Annotated in this window: 18 protein-coding genes; 15 read left to right on the top strand and 3 right to left on the bottom strand. The window is 27.2% G+C overall.

Annotated features, from left to right (window positions below; genetic code table 11):
- Positions 1-129: 129 nt before the first annotated feature.
- The 4 genes from HMPREF0216_RS17695 (at position 130) to HMPREF0216_RS07725 (ending at position 4,306) form a co-directional block, all read left to right on the top strand.
- A complete protein-coding gene (locus tag HMPREF0216_RS17695; RefSeq protein WP_005213271.1) occupies positions 130-321 on the top strand; it encodes a DeoR family transcriptional regulator in 192 nt (63 codons plus the stop codon).
- Positions 318-872, top strand: a complete 555-nt coding sequence (locus HMPREF0216_RS17690) for a DeoR/GlpR family DNA-binding transcription regulator (protein ID WP_341349483.1) — start codon at positions 318-320, stop codon at positions 870-872. Before HMPREF0216_RS17695 ends, HMPREF0216_RS17690 begins: the two co-directional genes overlap by 4 nt.
- Before the next feature lie 280 nt (positions 873-1,152).
- Positions 1,153-2,571, top strand: a complete 1,419-nt coding sequence (locus HMPREF0216_RS07730; RefSeq protein ID WP_040419404.1) for a glycoside hydrolase family 1 protein — start codon at positions 1,153-1,155, stop codon at positions 2,569-2,571.
- 277 nt (positions 2,572-2,848) lie between these two features.
- Complete coding sequence (locus HMPREF0216_RS07725; protein ID WP_005213268.1) at positions 2,849-4,306, top strand: protein adenylyltransferase SelO; 1,458 nt, start codon at positions 2,849-2,851, stop codon at positions 4,304-4,306.
- Positions 4,307-4,478: 172 nt separating this feature from the next.
- Here the strand turns inward: HMPREF0216_RS07725 and yaaA are convergent, their stop codons facing one another.
- Positions 4,479-5,234: a peroxide stress protein YaaA gene (gene yaaA, locus HMPREF0216_RS07720; protein WP_005213267.1), complete on the bottom strand. Its 756-nt coding sequence runs from the start codon at positions 5,232-5,234 to the stop codon at positions 4,479-4,481.
- Between the two features lie 200 nt (positions 5,235-5,434).
- Here yaaA and HMPREF0216_RS07715 point away from each other — a divergent pair, with 200 nt between their 5' ends.
- From HMPREF0216_RS07715 to treR, 10 genes are all read left to right on the top strand, one after another.
- Complete coding sequence (locus HMPREF0216_RS07715) at positions 5,435-5,683, top strand: hypothetical protein (protein ID WP_157464283.1); 249 nt, start codon at positions 5,435-5,437, stop codon at positions 5,681-5,683.
- 21 nt (positions 5,684-5,704) lie between these two features.
- Positions 5,705-6,415, top strand: coding sequence for a protein kinase domain-containing protein (locus tag HMPREF0216_RS07710; protein ID WP_005213265.1), 711 nt, complete (start codon positions 5,705-5,707; stop codon positions 6,413-6,415).
- 81 nt (positions 6,416-6,496) lie between these two features.
- Positions 6,497-7,069, top strand: coding sequence for a hypothetical protein (locus tag HMPREF0216_RS07705; RefSeq protein ID WP_040419401.1), 573 nt, complete (start codon positions 6,497-6,499; stop codon positions 7,067-7,069).
- A gap of 94 nt (positions 7,070-7,163) precedes the next feature.
- The gene (locus HMPREF0216_RS07700) at positions 7,164-7,463 is read left to right on the top strand and encodes an HNH endonuclease signature motif containing protein (protein WP_005213263.1); all 300 of its coding nucleotides are present in this window, start codon (positions 7,164-7,166) and stop codon (positions 7,461-7,463) included.
- Between the two features lie 141 nt (positions 7,464-7,604).
- Positions 7,605-7,904, top strand: a complete 300-nt coding sequence (locus HMPREF0216_RS07695) for a Dabb family protein (RefSeq protein WP_040419407.1) — start codon at positions 7,605-7,607, stop codon at positions 7,902-7,904.
- A 39-nt stretch (positions 7,905-7,943) separates the two neighbouring features.
- On the top strand, positions 7,944-8,489 hold the full coding sequence (locus HMPREF0216_RS07690) for a nitroreductase family protein (protein WP_005213259.1): 546 nt from the start codon (positions 7,944-7,946) through the stop codon (positions 8,487-8,489).
- Between the two features lie 166 nt (positions 8,490-8,655).
- A complete protein-coding gene (cls, locus tag HMPREF0216_RS07685; RefSeq protein ID WP_005213257.1) occupies positions 8,656-10,080 on the top strand; it encodes a cardiolipin synthase in 1,425 nt (474 codons plus the stop codon).
- Between the two features lie 259 nt (positions 10,081-10,339).
- A complete protein-coding gene (treP, locus tag HMPREF0216_RS07680; protein ID WP_005213255.1) occupies positions 10,340-11,752 on the top strand; it encodes a PTS system trehalose-specific EIIBC component in 1,413 nt (470 codons plus the stop codon).
- 100 nt (positions 11,753-11,852) lie between these two features.
- Positions 11,853-13,517 carry an alpha,alpha-phosphotrehalase gene (treC, locus tag HMPREF0216_RS07675; RefSeq protein WP_005213253.1) on the top strand — a complete coding sequence of 555 codons (1,665 nt, stop codon included), beginning with the start codon at positions 11,853-11,855 and terminating at the stop codon, positions 13,515-13,517.
- Between the two features lie 34 nt (positions 13,518-13,551).
- The gene (treR, locus tag HMPREF0216_RS07670; protein WP_005213251.1) at positions 13,552-14,262 is read left to right on the top strand and encodes a trehalose operon repressor; all 711 of its coding nucleotides are present in this window, start codon (positions 13,552-13,554) and stop codon (positions 14,260-14,262) included.
- An 80-nt stretch (positions 14,263-14,342) separates the two neighbouring features.
- Here treR and HMPREF0216_RS07665 read toward each other — a convergent pair whose 3' ends face one another.
- Together HMPREF0216_RS07665 and HMPREF0216_RS07660 are read right to left on the bottom strand one after the other, a co-directional pair.
- Complete coding sequence (locus HMPREF0216_RS07665; RefSeq protein ID WP_040419397.1) at positions 14,343-14,738, bottom strand: hypothetical protein; 396 nt, start codon at positions 14,736-14,738, stop codon at positions 14,343-14,345.
- 78 nt (positions 14,739-14,816) lie between these two features.
- The gene (locus tag HMPREF0216_RS07660; protein WP_005213247.1) at positions 14,817-15,710 is read right to left on the bottom strand and encodes a LysR family transcriptional regulator; all 894 of its coding nucleotides are present in this window, start codon (positions 15,708-15,710) and stop codon (positions 14,817-14,819) included.
- A 241-nt stretch (positions 15,711-15,951) separates the two neighbouring features.
- Between HMPREF0216_RS07660 and HMPREF0216_RS07655 the strand changes: the two genes are divergently transcribed.
- Entirely contained in the window at positions 15,952-16,977 is a 1,026-nt protein-coding gene (locus HMPREF0216_RS07655) for a YeiH family protein (RefSeq protein WP_005213245.1), read from the top strand.
- The last annotated feature ends 117 nt before the right edge of the window (positions 16,978-17,094 follow it).

Raw genomic sequence — 17,094 nt, 5'->3', positions numbered from 1 at the left:
TTAAATAAATAGAGAATGTAAGCAATTATAATTTTTAAAAATATATTGACAGGAAAATTATGTAGTGTTAATATTTTGTTCATATAATGAACAATTGATTATATAGGAATATGATAATGGGTGATATATATGATATTAATAGATAGATGGATGAAGATTTTAGAATATTTAAAAGAAAAGAAGTTTGCTACAGTTGAAGAAATGATGGAAAATTTTAAGATATCAAGGTCAACATTAAGACGTGATTTAATAGCAATGGAAGAAAGAGGACATATTAAGAGAACTCGTGGCGGAGCAGAAATAGTAGGCAAAATAATATAGATGCATATTGTGATATAGAAAAAATTTTTACTAATAAGAAGGAAGAAAAGATTAGGATTGCCAAAAAAGCTGCTGAAATTATAAAAGATAATGATGTTATATTTATAGATTCAGGTTCAACATGCTATTTTATGATAGATTATATTAGTGCAAAGAATATAACAGTTGTAACTAATGGTATTCTTCATATTCAAAGGCTTATGGAAAAGGGAATAAATACTTATATTTTAGGTGGGTATGCAAAGCCAGAGTTAAATTTAATAGAAGGTGAAGATATTGTAAAAAAAATTAATGATATGAACTTTGATATTGCTTTTTTAGGAACTATGGGAATAGATACTAAGGGTGGATTTACTACTGATATGCTAAGTGATGGTCAAGTAAAAAAGGCTGTTATTGCTTCATCTGATAAGTGTTATGTGCTTGCAGACACATCTAAATTTAACATTAAGAGGTTTTATACTTATGGAGAATTTTCTCAAGCTATAGTAATTACCGAAGCTAAAATAGATTTTGAAGATAAAAATTTAAATATTATATATGCGACTTAGAGTTTATTAAATAAGTTGTAGGAGTATATGTGAATTATTACTTAATTTTAATAAAATATTAAGTAATTTATAAGAGACTTTAACAAAATTATATATGAATGTAATAATTTTATTATAAACTGTGTAGAAAACATTCATATTTTTATTTTGCTAAAGTCTTTTTTATTTGAAAAATTCATAAAATGAACAAATGTTGAACTAAAATATTGACTTTTGTTCAATAAGTGATTTATAATTGAGGAAAGAGAGAATATTAATGGTAAATATATTGGAGGTAATTATGAATAGTATAAAATTCCCAGATAATTTTTTGTGGGGAGGAGCTACAGCTGCTAACCAATTTGAAGGAGCATATAATGAAGATGGTAAGGGACTATCAATTCAAGATATTATGCCAAAAGGAATAACAGGTCCAGTAACAGAAGAGCCAACAGAAGATAATATGAAACTTATTGGTATTGATTTCTATCATAGATATAAAGAGGATATAAAATTATTTGCTGAAATGGGCTTTAAAACATTTAGATTATCTATTGCTTGGTCAAGAATATTTCCTAATGGTGATGATAAAGAACCAAATGAAAAGGGGCTAGAATTCTATGATAAAGTATTTGATGAGTTAGCTAAGTATGGAATAGAACCATTAGTTACTTTATCACACTATGAAACTCCATTAGCACTTGCTAAAAATTATGATGGATGGGTAGATAGGAGACTTATAGGATTCTTTGAAAAGTATGTTAGAACAGTTTTTACAAGATATAAGGATAAGGTAAAATATTGGTTAACATTTAATGAAATAAATTCAGCTTTACATTTTCCGTTAATGAGTGCTGGAATATTGACACCAAAGGAAAAGTTAACTAAGCAAGATTTATATCAAGCAATGCATCATGAGCTTGTTGCTAGTGCATTAGCAGTTAAAATTGGACATGAAATAAATCCAGAATTTAAAATTGGAAGTATGATTTTAGGAGTACCAAATTATCCATTAACTCCTATGCCAAGTGATGTATTGAAAGCTGTAGAACAAGATAGAGCAAATCTTTTCTTTGCTGATATTCATGCAAGAGGAGAGTATCCAAAATATATGAATAGATATTTCAAAGAAAATAATATTGAAATTAAGTTTGAAGATGGAGATGCAGAAATATTAAAAAATACAGTAGACTTTATTTCATTTAGCTACTATATGAGTTCATGTGCCACTGCAGATCCAGAGAAGAATAAAGCTGGTAAGGGAAATCTTATACCGGGAGTACCAAATCCATATTTAAAAGCATCTGATTGGGGATGGCAAATAGATCCAGAAGGGTTAAGATATATTCTAAACTTCTTCTATGACAGATATCAAAAACCATTATTCATAGTTGAAAATGGACTAGGAGCAGTAGATGAATTAATTATTGATGAAAATGGTAATAAAACTGTTAATGATGATTATAGAATTAATTACTTAAATGATCACTTAGTTCAAGTTGCAGAAGCAATTGAAGATGGTGTAGAACTTATGGGATACACTACTTGGGGATGTATAGATTTAGTATCAGCATCAACTGCAGAGCTTAAGAAGAGATATGGATTCATCTATGTAGATAGAAATGATGATGGAACTGGAACGTTAGAAAGATATAAGAAAAAAAGCTTTGATTGGTATAAAGAAGTTATAGCAACTAATGGTGGAAGCTTAAAAAGATAATATGAACTAAAACAAAAATTTCCTTTATATAATGTATAAAAAGTATAATGTATATTGAAATAAGATTAAAAGTGTATTTAAAATTATATTAGTAAATAGGCGCTTACATTAAATGTAAGTGCCTATTGTTTATATAAATTAATAATATAGGGGAAGCTATATAATATAGTTATTATAAATTTTACAGGTAGGTATTTTAAAAGATGATATGTTACAAGTTTGTATTAAGCTAATTAGTTAATTTAGTAGAAATAATCAAAATATAAGGGAGAAAGCAATGAGTAAAAAAATATTTAATTTAGAAAATACATATATAAACCTTCCAAATATTTTTTATACAAAGCAAAATCCAAGTTGCGTACCAAAACCAGAATTAGTTATTTTAAATGATTCATTAGCAGATGAATTAGGAATGGAAGTAAACTTATTAAAAGATGGGGATGCTATAGAAGTACTATCAGGCAACAAAGTTATTGATGGTACTACCCCTATTTCACAAGCTTATGCTGGACATCAATTTGGATATTTTAATATGTTAGGTGATGGTAGAGCTATACTTCTTGGTGAATATGTAACAAAGAATGGAGAAAGGATAGATATTCAATTGAAAGGGGCAGGTAAAACTCTCTATTCAAGAGGAGGAGATGGAAAAGCTGCACTTGGACCAATGCTTAGAGAATATATTATAAGTGAAGCTATGCATGGATTAGATATACCAACTACTCGTAGCTTAGCAGTAGTTACAACAGGTGAGAAAATAATCAGAGAAAAAATTTTAGAAGGAGCAATATTAACTCGTATAGCTTCAAGTCACATTAGAGTTGGAACATTTCAGTATGCAGCTAGATATGGAAGTATTGAAGAGCTTAAAATTTTAGCAGACTATACTATAAAAAGACACTTTAAAGAAGTAGATGATAACGAGAATAAATACCTAGCTTTATTAAAAAGTGTTGTAGAAAAACAGGCTAATCTTATTGCAAAGTGGCAATTAGTAGGATTTATACATGGGGTTATGAATACTGATAATATGACAATAAGCGGAGAAACTATCGATTATGGACCATGTGCTTTTATGGATACATATAATCCAGAAACTGTATTTAGCTCAATTGATACTAATGGACGATATGCATATGGAAATCAGCCTAATATCGCAGTATGGAATCTTGCAAGATTTGCCGAAAGTTTAATACCAATATTGAGCGAAGATAAAGATAAAGCAATTATGTTAGCTAAAAATGCTATTTCAGATTTTTCTAATATTTATATGGAAAAGTGGATGTCAGGTATGAGAAGAAAGCTAGGTTTATTCAATGAAAAGCCAGAGGATAAGTATATAATCGAAGGGATTTTAAGTATAATGAATAAGTATGGAGCAGATTATACTAATACATTTAGGGCATTAACTTTAGATAGTATTGATGAATTAGAAATGAGTGGAATAGATGAATTTGATAAGTGGCTAAATATTTGGAGGGAAAGATTAAAAAAACAAGAACAATCAATGAAAGAAGCAAAGGAATTAATGAAAAAAAGTAATCCAGCAGTTATTCCGAGAAATCATAGGGTTGAAGAAGCTTTGGAGAAGGCTGTTAATAACCATGATTATAGTTTAATGGAAAGGCTTTTAGAAGTTCTTAAAAATCCATATGAATATTCAAAGAGTCAAGAAGAGTATGCAATAGTGAATAATAAATGTAAGACACCATATAGAACCTTTTGTGGTACTTAAATCATTGTATGGATTTAAAAAAATATATTTTTAAATTAATAGTTCAATAAATTTAGTTGTGAAAGGACAATATTCTTAACAGATATTGTCCTTTTTATATCTAAAAGCAATATATATAAATGTTTATTATATATAGGTTTATATAATATTTCTAGAGAATAAATTAATTGAACTATTTTAAAAATACAAATTCAGTAGCTGTAGAATGAGATTCAGAGTAAGCAAAATTAAGTTCAGAGAATTTTTTTATATCTTCAATATTAGTGATATTATTTTCAGCTAAATATCTTACCATAAGTCCACGAGCCATTTTAGCTTCGGTAGCTTTAACTTTAATTTTAGAGTCTTTAATACTACCAAAAATACAAGTAATAAAAATATCATCTTTTGTTAGATATTTTTCAATAATTTTACTATATTCTTTTGATGCTAAATTTAAAATTATATTGCTATCTTTAGTAATTTCATTATATAAGGTATTATTCCAAAAATCATATAAGTTTTTAAAGTTATCAGTTTTAAGCTTGGCCTGCATTTCAAGTCTATAAGGAACAACGCCATCAAAAGGTGTTAAAACACCATAAAAGCCAGATAATATTTTCAAGTTATTAGATATATAATTAAAAGCTTCATTATCAAAAGAGTGAGGTGACATATATTTATATTGAATTCCTTCATAAGCAAGTATTGCAGGTGTTAAATTTTTATGTAAATTCATATATTTATACCTATCATAATTAAGCTCTGCGATATCGTCATTGCAACTAAGTAATTTTTTTAAATCTTCATAATTAAGAGATTTTAAAATATTGAAAATAAGCTCTGTCTTATCTAGAAATTTAGGTAGAGATTCACTTATTATGTCATCATTACATATATTCATTTTTTTGGCAGGGGAAATAATTATGTTAAATCCTTGTTTTTTCATAGAACTACTCTCCTTGTTAAATATTTATTCATATTATAGCATATAGAAGTAAAAATGATTATGTTTATAAGATAATAAAATGGTAATACGAATAGATTTAGTAGTCTAAATAATAAAAATATGTAACATCATGTATGATTTATGCATAGTATAAATTAAGTATAGTTAATATTAATTATACAAAATAGGAGATGGTTTAGATGAGAAATTATAGAGAAAGGTCATGTAATGGTTATAGGTATTACAAAATGAGGAGAAGAAACTATAGCAATCTAAGTGAATCAGCTAGCAGTAAATCAAGTGAATCAGATAGCAAATCATATAGTAGATTTTATAGCAATTCAGAAAATTCATATAGTAGATCAAACTCATATAGTAACTCAAAATCATATAGTGAATCATCAAGTGACTCTTATAGTGATTCATATAGCAGATCATATAGTAGATAATAATATGTAGAGAAATCAATTATGGACAGATATTACAAAAAGGGCGAAGTAGTAAATGGGTACTCTATTATTAAAGAGATAGGTGAAGGTCGATATGGAATTGTGTATTTGGCTATAAATGATAAGAATGAAAAATGCGTAGTAAAACAATTAAAATTAGATATGCTAGAAGTAACTAGAGAGAATTTGTTTTATGAAGAAAGAATATTAACAGAGCTAAATGATTCTAAATTTCCTAAATTTATATCAAAATTTAAAGACAAATATTGTGAAGGATATTTATTGGAATATGTTGAAGGAATAGTATTCGAAGATTTATTAGTTGAGGTTGGGCATGAGTTTAGTAAGAAGGAAATTTATCAAGTTGCAGATAAACTTTTAGATTTGGTAGATATATTGCACAGCAGAAATATAGTACACCGAGATATTAGACTACCAAATATAATAATAAAAGAAAATAAGGAATTTACTTTAATTGATTTTGGTCTAGCTAGATACATTGACAAAAATCATGAGAAAGAAATAGACTATTGGTATCTTGGTGATTTTCTATTACATTTGTATTATTCATCCTATATCGAAACTGATAATGAAGAAAGACCTTGGTATGAAGAACTGGATTTAAATGATGAGGAAAAAATTTTTATAAAACGTCTTATGGGACTTGAAAAAAGTTATACAAGCATTGAAGAAATAAGAAATCAGCTTAATAAGATTAGAAGTATTAGTTAAAAATGAAATGCACCATGTGATATAAAGCGTTAATTTAAATATCATATGGTGTTTTTTATAGATAAAATAGGGGGATATACGATGAAAAATACAATTAAAATTATAGAAATGTATCCAAAAAGCTTTAAGGCAAATGTATATACCATTGATCCATTTAGAATGATAGGATTAATTGATGTAAATATTAAGTATATTTATGGAGTAGAAAGGGTAACTTTAGCTTACTTTAGGTCATCAGGAACTAATAGTGGGAAGATTAAAGGTTTGTGGTATCCAATTGTTGGAATAAAGATGAATTCTGGATATTTTACAGAATTTACAGATGATATAAATTTAATTTTAACTAAATGCACTAAAAGAGGAAGGGCAAAAGAAGGGTGGTTAGCTAAATCTTTATTTTTTGATAATGAAAGTCATAGGGAGTCTAAAGTAAGGGGATTTTCTAGTGGAACACATTATAATAGTTTATTATATATAGGAGAGACTCTAAGGGATTTATACGAAGAGGGAGATTTTAATAAAATTAATTATTTAGATTCTAAAAGATTAAATGAAATTATAATTTCAAATAATATTTATTATGGAAATAATCATAGTCAACGATATAATTATGAGGAATTTATAAAAGATATATTTAATGAAAGGCAAAATTAATAAAGATATTATTAGCAAATGTTAAAATCATTGTTAGAGTATAAAGATAATGAATATAATAAATATTGTAGATATGATTTTATAGGTGAAGAGTATGTTTGAAGAATATGTTTGTGAATTGTGTAAAAGAAGAGGTATACTAAAGGTTACACAGCATCATTTGATTCCACGTGAAGAAGGTGGTAGAAATATGGCAGTTGCATGGCTATGTTTATATTGTCATAGACAAATTCATGCATTATATACCAATAGAGAACTTGGAATGAGATTAAATACAATAGAAGCACTAGAAAGAGATGAAAAAGTTTCTAAATATTTAAAATATATAAGAAAACAACCACCAACGAAAGTTACTCCAATCAAAAAGTCAAGGGAAGTAAGAAGAAAGTCATAAAGACTTTACTTTTAATGAAAATAATAACTAAAAAACTATATATTTAAATTTTAATGGGAATACATTTAAAAAGTAGAATTTTAAATGTATCCTTTATTTGGTATAATTAATATAGAAATTACTTTAAGAGGAGATGTAAAAGTGATTAAACATATAATTTTGTGGAATTTTCAAGAAGGTAAAGGAAGCGAAGAAGATAAACTAAAAATAAAAAATGAATTAGAGGGATTAAAGGATAAAATACCAGGGATTATTAAGATTGAAGTTGTTACAACACCCATAGCAGGTAGCAATGCAGATATAATGTTAAATAGTACTTTTGAAAGTATAGAGGATTTAAATAATTATCAAGTACACGAGGAGCATATTAAAGTAGCTGAATTTGTTAGAAGTATAACTTGTAATAGAATGTGTATGGACTTTTTCTCAGTTGATGACTAATAATTTCAAATTAAAAATTAAAATATAGGGGTGAGGTATATGAATGAGGTAATAAAAAATATAAAATCAAGAAGAAGTTGTAGAGCTTATGATGAAAAACAAATATCAACAGAAGAGTTGAATGAAATATTAGAATGTGCATTATGTGGGCCAAGTGGAATGAATACTCAGGGATGTTATTATACAGCTATTCAAAATAAAGAGGTGTTACAAGAACTAAATGAAGCTGTAAAAAATGTTTTTAAGGAAATTGGTGATTCTAGAGGGGAAAATGAAAATTATAATTTTTATTATAATGCTCCAACACTTATAATAGTAACAGCAAAGAAAGATTATAAGTATTCATTCACTGATGGTTCTGCAGGACTAGAAAATATATTTTTGGCAGCAACATCTTTAGGGTTAGGATCTTGTTGGATAAATCAATTAAAAGATACTTGTGATTATAAAGTTGTTAGAAGTATTCTTAATAGATGTCATATACCAGCTGACTTCGAAGTTATAGGATGTGCAGCCATTGGATATGCATCGAAAGAAAGTATAGTTCCTAAGAGAATTCCAGGGAGAAGTTTAATAGTTAGATAATAAAAAATAATTTAAAGAATAATTTCTGATAAAATGGAATTATTCTTTTTTTGTAGTTAAAATAAGCGTATTAAGGTAAAATAATAATGTTTAATATAATTTACATAATAATTTATCTTAGTTTAAGGAAGTTAATTTTATATTATTTGAAAGGAGGAGGAATGTTATGTTTAAAATAATAACTATTTTAATACATATTATAAATCTTTTAACTATAGTTTATATGGTTTTTAATGAAAAAAGATCTGCCAATAGTATCATTGCATGGACGCTTATTTTATATGTAGCCCCAGTAATAGGATTTATAGCATTTTTACTTGTTGGAAGAAGAATGAATAAAGCTAATATGTTTGGTATAAAAAATAATGAACTAAGGATATTTGAAAATTATTTAAATCAAATTAAAGATAAAAGATATTTAAAAGGAAATAATAGCGATATGATAATGGCTCTTGAAGCTATGGATTATTCACCATATAGAGAGGATAATGCAGTCTATATGTACTCTGATGGAAAGCGATTTTTTGAAGAATTATTAAAAAGCCTTAATGAAGCAAAGAAAAGTATAAATATAGAATTTTATATATTCAAAAATGATGATATAGGAACAAAAATATTAAATATTTTAGAAGAAAAAGCTAAAGAAGGAGTTGAAGTTAGATTACTATATGATTCAGTAGGAAGTAGGTCTTTAAATAGAGATGTACTAAAAAATATAGTAAATGCTGGTGGTAAAATAGGTGAATTCTTTCCTTCATGGTTAAAATTTATTAATCTTAATATGAATTTTAGGAATCATAGAAAAATTGTTGTGATAGATAACAAAGTAGGTTTTGTTGGTGGATTTAATGTTGGAGATGAATATTTAGGTAAAAATAAAAAATTTGGCTATTGGAGAGATACGCATATAAAGTTTAAAGGATCTGCAGTGAAAGATTTAAATTTAAGATTTTTAGCAGATTGGAGATATGCAACTAAAGAAGTCATGAATTTAGAAGAAATATTAAAAGATAGTGATGAAAGAGTTAGAAATGCAGATATAGGTATGCAAATAGTATCTAGTGGACCTGATTTAAGTGATAGATATGAAATAAAATTAGGGTATTTAAAGATGATACAAAAAGCAAAAAAATATTTGTATATTCAATCACCATATTTAATTATTGATAAAAGTATAGCAGATAGTTTAAAGCTTGCTGCAACATCAGGAGTTGATGTAAGGATAATGATTCCAGGTAAAGGGGATCATCCATTAGTATATTGGGCAAATTTAGTTTATGCAGGAGAGCTAATAAAGTTTGGTGTTAAAATTTATCATTATGATAAAAATTCATTTCTTCATGCAAAAACTATTGTAATTGATGATGAAATTTGTTCTATTGGAACAGCAAATATGGATACTAGAAGTTTTGAACTTAATTTTGAAGTTTGTGCATTTATATATTCAAGTAAAATAGCAAAAGAACAAAAGGCAGAATTTAAAAAAGATATATTAAAAAGTAAAGAATTAACAATAGATGAATATAACAATAGAAATAGAGTAGTTAGAATAAAGGAATCGTTATCGAGGTTATTTTCAGGTGTTCTTTAGATTAGTAAATTAACTTACTATCTTAGAGCAACAATTAAGTGATAGGTATAGAAAGCTTAAAAAGCAAAAATTCTATACCTACTTTTTTTATAAAATTTTTAGAAAAACAAATAATGAAAAAAAAGTGAAAACAGTTTCAAAAAAAGTGTTGACAAACTTATACGTACAAGTTATTATGAATACATAAAGGGTGTACGTACAAGTTTGAGATAAAACTTAGTTATGAGACATATTAAATTGAAATAGGAGGCAAAGAGAGATGGGAAAATATATTAATGATTCAAAAGAACTACTACAGTATGTAGGAGGGAAAGATAATATAAGTGCTGTTACTCATTGTGTAACTAGAATGAGATTTGTATTAAAAAATACAGCACTAGCGGATAAAGAAAAAATAGAAAGTTTAAAATCGGTAAAAGGCACTTTTATTCAAGCTGGTCAGTTCCAAGTTATAATAGGAAATACAGTAACTGATTTTTATAATGATTTTGTAAAGGTTTCAGGTGTAGAAGGTGTAAGTAAAGATAGTGTTAAAGATGCAGCTAAGTCAAATATGACATTTATTCAAAGACTTATGGCAAACTTAGCAGAAATATTCTCACCACTTATTCCAGCAATTATAGTTGGTGGGTTAATATTAGGATTTAGAAATATAATTGGAGATGTTAAATTTTTTGAAGATGGAACTAAAACTTTAGTTGAAATCTCACAGTTCTGGGCAGGCACTCATAGTTTCTTATGGCTTATAGGTGAAGCGATATTCCACTTCTTACCTGTAGGAATTACATGGGCTATAACTAAGAAGATGGGAACAACTCAAATACTTGGTATAGTATTAGGTATTACTTTAGTATCACCACAGCTTTTAAATGCTTATGCAGTATCAGGTGGAGCAGATATTCCATTTTGGGATTTTGGATTTGCAAAGGTTAATATGATAGGTTATCAAGCACAAGTTATTCCAGCAATACTTGCAGGGTTTGTGTTAGTATACTTAGAAAGATTCTTTAGAAAAATATCACCAGCATCTATTTCAATGATAATAGTACCATTCTTTGCATTAGTGCCATCAGTACTTATTGCTCATACAGTACTTGGACCTATTGGTTGGAAAATTGGAGATGTTATATCTACAGTAGTTTATTCAGGATTAACTTCATCATTTAGAGGAATATTTGCAGGAATATTTGGATTTGTTTATGCACCTTTAGTTATTACAGGATTACATCATATGACAAATGCAATTGATCTTCAATTAATGGCACAAGTAGGTGGAACATCACTTTGGCCAATGATAGCTTTATCCAATATAGCTCAAGGATCAGCAGTACTTGCAATGGTTTATTTACAAAGAAAGAATGAAGAGGAAAAGCAAGTTTCAATACCAGCATGTATTTCAGCTTACTTAGGAGTAACAGAACCAGCATTATTTGGTGTTAACTTAAAGTATGGATTCCCATTCATTTGTGGAATGATTGGTTCAGGTATAGCAGCTATAATATCAGTTAGTAGTGGAGTTATGGCAAATGCAATTGGTATTGGAGGACTTCCAGGAATACTTTCAATTCAACCACAACATATGATGATGTTTGCAGTATCAATGGTTGTAGCAATAGTAATACCATTTATGTTAACAGTAATAGTTGGAAAAAAGAAATTAAATGTAGCTTAATATAAAGAAAATGGATAATATGCTTATAGTAAAAATTTTACTTAAAGCATATTGTCCTTCTTTGTCAATAAAGGATTATATTAAAAGGAGATAGTAAAGTATGAAAGATTTTAGAGAAAGTGTAGTTTATCAAATATACCCTAAATCATTTAATGATTCAAATGGAGATGGAATTGGAGATATAAACGGAGTAACAGAAAAATTAGATTATTTGAAAGAATTAGGAGTAGACTATATATGGTTAACTCCAGTTTATGTATCTCCTCAAAAAGATAATGGATATGATGTGGAAGATTATTATAATATAGATCCAAGAATGGGAACTATGGAAGATTTCGATAATTTAGTATTAGAAGCAAAAAAAAGAAATATAGAAATAATGCTAGATATGGTACTAAATCATACTTCTACAGAGCATAAGTGGTTTAAAAAAGCTTTGAAAGGCGATAAGAAGTATAAAGACTTTTATATATTTAGAGAAGGTAAAAATAATGAACCTCCAACTAATTGGATTTCAAAATTTGGTGGTAATGCCTGGGAGTATGTAGAAGAGTTTAATGAATATTATCTTCACTTATTTGATGTCACTCAAGGAGATTTAAATTGGGATAACGAAGAAGTGAGGAAAGAAATATATAAGATAGTAAATTTCTGGATAAATAAAGGGGTAAAGGGATTTAGATTAGATGTAATAAACCTTATATCAAAGCCAGAAACTTTTGATAATGATAGTATTGGTGATGGAAGAAGATTTTATACTGATGGACCTAATATTCACAAATATTTAAAAGAGCTTAATGAAAATACATTTGGAAGAGACGAAGATATAATAACTGTTGGAGAAATGTCATCAACTTCAGTAGATAATTGCATTAAATATTCAAATCCTGATGAGCATGAACTGTCAATGGTATTTAATTTTCACCACTTAAAGGTTGATTATGAAAATGGTGATAAGTGGACATTAATGGATTTTAACTTTAAAATGCTTAAAGATATATTTAAGACATGGCAAGAAGGTATGCAAGAAGGCAATGGATGGAGTGCAGTGTTTTGGTGTAATCATGATCAACCTAGAGCAATATCTAGATTTGGAAATGATAAAGAATATCATAAGGAAAGTGGAAAGATGTTAGCAACTACTATCCATATGATGAGGGGAACTCCTTATATTTATCAAGGAGAAGAGTTTGGAATGACTAACCCTTACTTTGAAACAATAAAAGAATATAGAGATGTTGAATCTATAAATTACTATAATATATTAAAAGAACAGGGTGAATCAGAGGAAAAGATTTTAGAAATATTAAAATCAAAATCAAGAGATAACGCTAGAACCCCTGTACAATGGAATAATGAAGGGAATGGCGGATTTACAACAGGAACACCATGGATACCAGTAGCTAAAGCATATAAAGATATAAATGCAGAAAAGGCTGTTGAGGATAAAGATTCTATATTTTATCATTATAAAAAGCTTATATCCTTAAGAAAAGAATATGATGTTATTTCAAAGGGAAATATTGAAATGATATTAGAAGAACACAATAAAGTATTAGCATATACTAGAAGTTATGATAATAAAAAATTAATAGTTTTAAGTAATTTTTATGGTGAGGAAGAAAAGGTAAATATATCAAAGGAATTATTAAGTAATAATGAAAAAGTAGATATATTAATATCAAATTATAAAGATTCAAGTGAATTAAAGGAACAAATTATTCTTAGACCTTATGAATCTATTGTGTATTATATTGAGAAATAGTAGTTGGGTATGGTAAAATAACTATGGTGATAAAATGGATAAGAAGTATTTAAATATATATAATGTAATAGTAAGTAAAATTGAAAGTAAAGAATATCAGCCTAATGATAAATTACCTTCAGAAAAGGAATTGATGGATGAGTATAGTGTATCTAGAGATACAGTAAGAAAATCTTTAAATATGTTAGAGCAAAATGGTTATATTCAAAAGACAAAAGGAAAAGGATCTTTTGTTTTAGATATAAATAAATTTAATTTTCCAGTATCTGGGGTAGTTAGTTTAAAGGAAATAGGAAAAAAAATAAATAGTCCTATAGAAACTACTGTAGAGGCTTTAGAATGTATAATTCCTAAAAAAAATATTACAAGTGGGCTAGAGTTAAATCCAGATGATAAGGTATGGAGAATAGTTAGAGCTAGATCAATGGATGGCGAAAAAGTAATTTTAGATAAAGATTATGTTGCTGAAAAGTTTGTTAAGAATCTTACAGAAGATATTTGTAGAAATTCCTTATATGAATATGTAGAAGGTGAACTTGGATTAAAGATTGCATATGCAAAAAAAGAAATAACAGTTCAAAATGCTACAGAAGAGGACAAAAAATATTTAGATATGAAGGGCTTTGAAATGATAGTAGTTGTAAAAAGCTATACATATTTAGATGATACAAGCTTATTCCAATATACAGAATCTAGACATAGACCAGACAAATTTGTCTTCGTGGATTTTGCAAGAAGACACTAGAGATACTTCAAGAAAAATATAATAAAAAATTAATGTCCCTGCTACATTTAATTACTATACTTGTAGCAGGGACATTAATTTTATTGTTGAGATTCTACTTTTTGAATCCAGTCTTTTACTTGTGGAGTTAGGCATGCCATATCTTTTGAGTTTACTTTTGAAACAAATAATAAATCTCTACTACCTATTGTAGGGGCAAGTTTATCTAATATTTCATCACAAGTTAATGAAGATTCAACAAGAAAACTTGTTGGCATAAATTGTGCCCAACGGCCTAATGATTCTATTACTCCGATTAAATCATAATCATCATCTCCACCACAGCCGCAATCATCATCTCCACATCCACAATTTTCTGAATGCTCATGATTATCGTCACAGTTACAACTATGATCATGTGAGTGGTCTTCACAACCACAACCTTCATGTTCATGGAACTGTTCTTGTAAATAATATGTTATTAAATGTACTGCCATAAATAAACCTCTTTTCATATTCGTTGATTATAAGTGTATACTATAAAATTTTAAAATACAAACAATAATTAAAATAAATTAAGAAAGAGTATTTGCAACATAAGATTTTAATTCTTGTAAGAAAATATCAGCTGCTTTTGAAAGTATTAATTCTTTTGGATAAATAAATGAAAATGATCTACTAAATTCTGTATTAAGATTTAAAGTAGATAGTTCCTTCCTTGCTTCAGCTTCAGAAACTACAAGGCTAGAAATAATAGTTATACCTAAGTTATTTCTAACAGCTTCTTTAACAGCTAAATTACTTCCTAAAACCATAATGCTTTTAGGAACAATTTTATTTTGAGTTAAAAATAAATTAAGATATTCTCTAGTTCCAGAACCATCTTCTCTAGCTATCCATTTTTGATTTTGAAGAGAATCTATATTTAGATCATTATTCTTTAAATTATCACTATATGGAGTTGCTAAAACTAAGCTGTCCTCTAAAAAATATTCTTGTTTAAAAAAAGTAGAAGAAATAGAACCTTCAATAATACCTATATCTAAAGTCATTTTCTTTAAATGTTCAGAAATTAGAGAAGTATTTTCAATGACTATTTCTACATCTATATCAGGATATTTTTCAGAAAAATAAGATAAAAATTTTGGAAGAACATATTCTCCGATAGTCAAACTAGCACCAATTCTAATACTTCCTTTAGTAGAATTAGAAAGATTTTTAACATCTGAATAAGTGACTTCTAAAAGATGTAAAATTTCTTTTGCTCTTTTATATAAGGTATATCCGCTTTCAGTAATAGAAATAGTTTTTTGTTTGACAGAACGATTTATTAATGTTACTCCAAAAGAGCTTTCTAAATTCTTAATATGAGTACTAACACTTGGTTGAGAAAGATTCAAGTGTTCAGCAGCTTTAGTGAAATTTTGAAAATCAACTACAGCAATAAATGTTTTAAATTCTTCTAGCAAATTGAACTCCTCCTAAATTAATTTAAGTAGATTTAAAAAAAAATATGTAAACTTTTTTTTAGTAATTAATAAAAGTAATAACTTTTATGTTAAAGGACAAAATAATATTGTTAATAATATTATACACTAATTATTAATAAAAGTAATGATTATTATGTTAAAGATTTATTTTACTTATGATAATTTCATATATATACTAATTACGTAAATGAAAAAAGTAATTGGGAGGTAAATTAAAATTATGAATAATAATAAATTTGTTAAATATGTTAAGGAAATATTACCAGGACTTTTAGTATCGGTAGTAGTAGCTCTTATAGGAATATTTATTGCTAAATTTGTACCCCAATTAGGAGCTGGAACAATATCAATATTTTTAGGAATGTTTATTGGAAATTTATTTTTAAATCAAGATATTTTTCAAAAAGGATATAAATTTTCAGAAACTGATATATTATCATATTCTATAGTATTATTAGGTGCAACTTTAAGTGTAAGTACATTATTAGAACTAGGAATAGGTGGGTTTACATTTATAATATTACAAATGGCAATAACAATAATAGGTGTTTTATATATAGGAAAGAAATTGGGATTTAGTGAAAATTTCAGATTTTTAATGGCTAGTGGTAATGCTGTATGTGGTTCATCAGCAATAGCTGCCACAGCACCAGTAATTGATGCAGATGACAAAGATAAAGGAATAGCAATAACTATAGTAAATATTACAGGAATAGTTTTAATGTTTATTTTGCCATTAATAGCTAAGGCTTTATTTAAATCAGATGTAATGCCTACAGGAGCTCTAATTGGTGGTACTTTACAATCAGTAGGTCAAGTAGCAGCTAGTGGTGCTATGGTCGGTGAAGAAGTGAAAGATATAGCAATGATTTTTAAAATATTAAGAGTTGTATTACTTGTAGTTGTAGTATTTATATTTGGTCATTTAAAGAATAAATCAGATGGAGAAATAGTTCGCGAAGAAGTTGAAGAAATAGAAAAGAAGAAAGTAAAAATCCCTTGGTATGTAATTGGATTTTTTATTACTTGTGCATTATTTTCATTACATATAATTCCAATTTCTGTATCAAACATATGTAAGCAAATAAGCAATAACCTTGAAATAATAGCATTAGCTGCTATTGGATTAAGAGTTAATGTAAAAGAACTACTTAAGCAGGGAAAAGCAGTATCACTATATGCTTTAGGTGTTGGAACTTTACAAATAGTAGCAGCGTTAATATTAATATTTATATTAGTAAGATAATATTCTTAGTAAAAAATAGACATTAAAATTATTTATTATAATAAGTATAAAATATATTTTAAAAATATTTTAAACATAGTAATTAAGAACATAATAAATATTATATATTTATTATGT

It is taken from the genome of Clostridium celatum DSM 1785 (assembly GCF_000320405.1).
Lineage (GTDB): Bacteria > Bacillota > Clostridia > Clostridiales > Clostridiaceae > Clostridium > Clostridium celatum.
This window is presented reverse-complemented; position numbering and strand designations above follow the sequence as displayed.